3 protein-coding genes are annotated in these 1,453 nt (G+C 75.8%); all 3 read right to left on the bottom strand.

All coding sequences use genetic code 11. The features are described from left to right. Positions 1–356, bottom strand: a 356-nt coding sequence (locus tag G3I53_RS11160) for a hypothetical protein (protein WP_164438298.1), incomplete at its 3' end; no start/stop codon positions are given. After that, entirely contained in the window at positions 340–831 is a 492-nt protein-coding gene (locus G3I53_RS11155; RefSeq protein ID WP_164338756.1) for an RNA polymerase sigma factor, read from the bottom strand. The genes G3I53_RS11155 and G3I53_RS11160, both read right to left, overlap by 17 nt. Positions 832–944: 113 nt before the next feature. After that, positions 945–1,453 (bottom strand): class F sortase (locus G3I53_RS11150; RefSeq protein ID WP_164438297.1); only part of this gene is annotated, 509 nt, incomplete at its 5' end.

Here is a 1,453-nt window from a genome sequence, read left to right as displayed (position 1 = left end):
GGGCCCACGGTCGTGGGCTGTTCGGTGGGCCGGGTGACGGCGGGCTCGGGCGACGGCGGCGTGGTCGGCGGCGGCGTCGGGGAGGTGCTGCTGACCGGTGGCGGGGCCAGGGGCACCGTGGGAGAGGCCGGCGGGTCGGGAGCCGTCTGCTGGAGGGGCAGCGCGATGAGGAGCGCGGCACCGCAGGCGAGGCCGGCCCCCGCGGCGGCACGCACCAGTCGGCGCCGGGCCGCGGCGCGGCGGATCTCCTCGAACCGGCCGGGAGGCGGGCCGAGATGGTCGCCGGACGGGCGCAGGAGGACCGCGAGAGGGTCGTCGGGCGCGAACTCCGGACCCTCGTCAGGGTGTGTGATCAAGGCTTCTCCTCAGATGGGCGCGGAGCAGTTCCCGGGCGGCGTGCAGATCGGCCTTGACGGTTCCCTCCTTGCGTCCGGTCACCACGGCGATCTCACGGATCGGCAGGTCGGCGTAATAGTGCAGCAGGATCGGCACGCGCAGGCGTTCCGGCAGGGACTGCACCAGCAGCCGGACGGACGGGTCGGACGGTTCGCTGTGGGGGCGGACGGCGGTCTCGGTGGTGACCCGGTCCACCGCGCGGCGCTCGCGTCCCAGCTTGCGCCAGTGGTCCCGGACGAGGTTGGCGGCCGTGACGTAGAGGAACGCCCGGGGTTCGGACACCGTCGTCCAGCGGGCCCACAGCCGGGTGAACGCCTCCGAGGCGATCTCGTGGGCCGTCTCGTCGTCGTCGACCAGGCGTCGGCACCAGCCGGCGAGGCGCGGGTAGAGGGCGGCGAAGAGCTCGGCGGCCGCCTTCTCTCGGGACCTTTTCAACATTCTCCAGGGTCGTGGGGTGACCAGTGTCGGGGAGCGGGATGCGCCGGCTGCCCGGGGGCCGCTCCCCCGGGCAGCCGGGTGCGGGTCCGGCGGCCCGGGGCCGTGAATGGTCAGGGGTGCGGCGGGTCGGGCGCGGCGAACACGATGACGTTGTCGCGGTACTCGCCACCGGAGCGAGGGCCCCCGCAGGTGATGAGGCGCAGCTCCGGTCGGCCGACGGCGCCGTAGACGGCCTCGGTGGGGAAGTCCGCCTTGGCCACCGTCCGGACGGACCGGACGGTGAACCGGGGTGCGGTGCCGTTCTCCAGGCGCGCCTCGATCCGGTCGCCCCGGCGCAGCCGCCCCAAGTGGCGGAAGACGCCGTCCCCGTGGTCGCCCACGGTGACGTGACCGAGGATCACCGACGGTCCGGTGCTGCCCGGCGGCGGGGAGTACCGGTACCAGCCGGCCCGGTCGTCGGCCGTGATCGGGGGCACCTCCACGGTGCCGTCCGCGGCCAGCCCCAGCCGGATGACCGGTGTGTCGACCCCGATGGCCGGGATCCGCAGCCGGACCGGTACGGAGCGGCCGGGGCGGCCCGCCCGCGGGGTGGGGCGGGGGGCCCGCGCCGTGCCGCCCG

The sequence above is a fragment of the Streptomyces sp. SID14436 genome (genome assembly GCF_010548465.1).
Lineage (GTDB): Bacteria > Actinomycetota > Actinomycetes > Streptomycetales > Streptomycetaceae > Streptomyces.
Note: the sequence above shows the minus strand (reverse complement) of the source record. Positions and strands in the feature narration are given on the sequence as shown.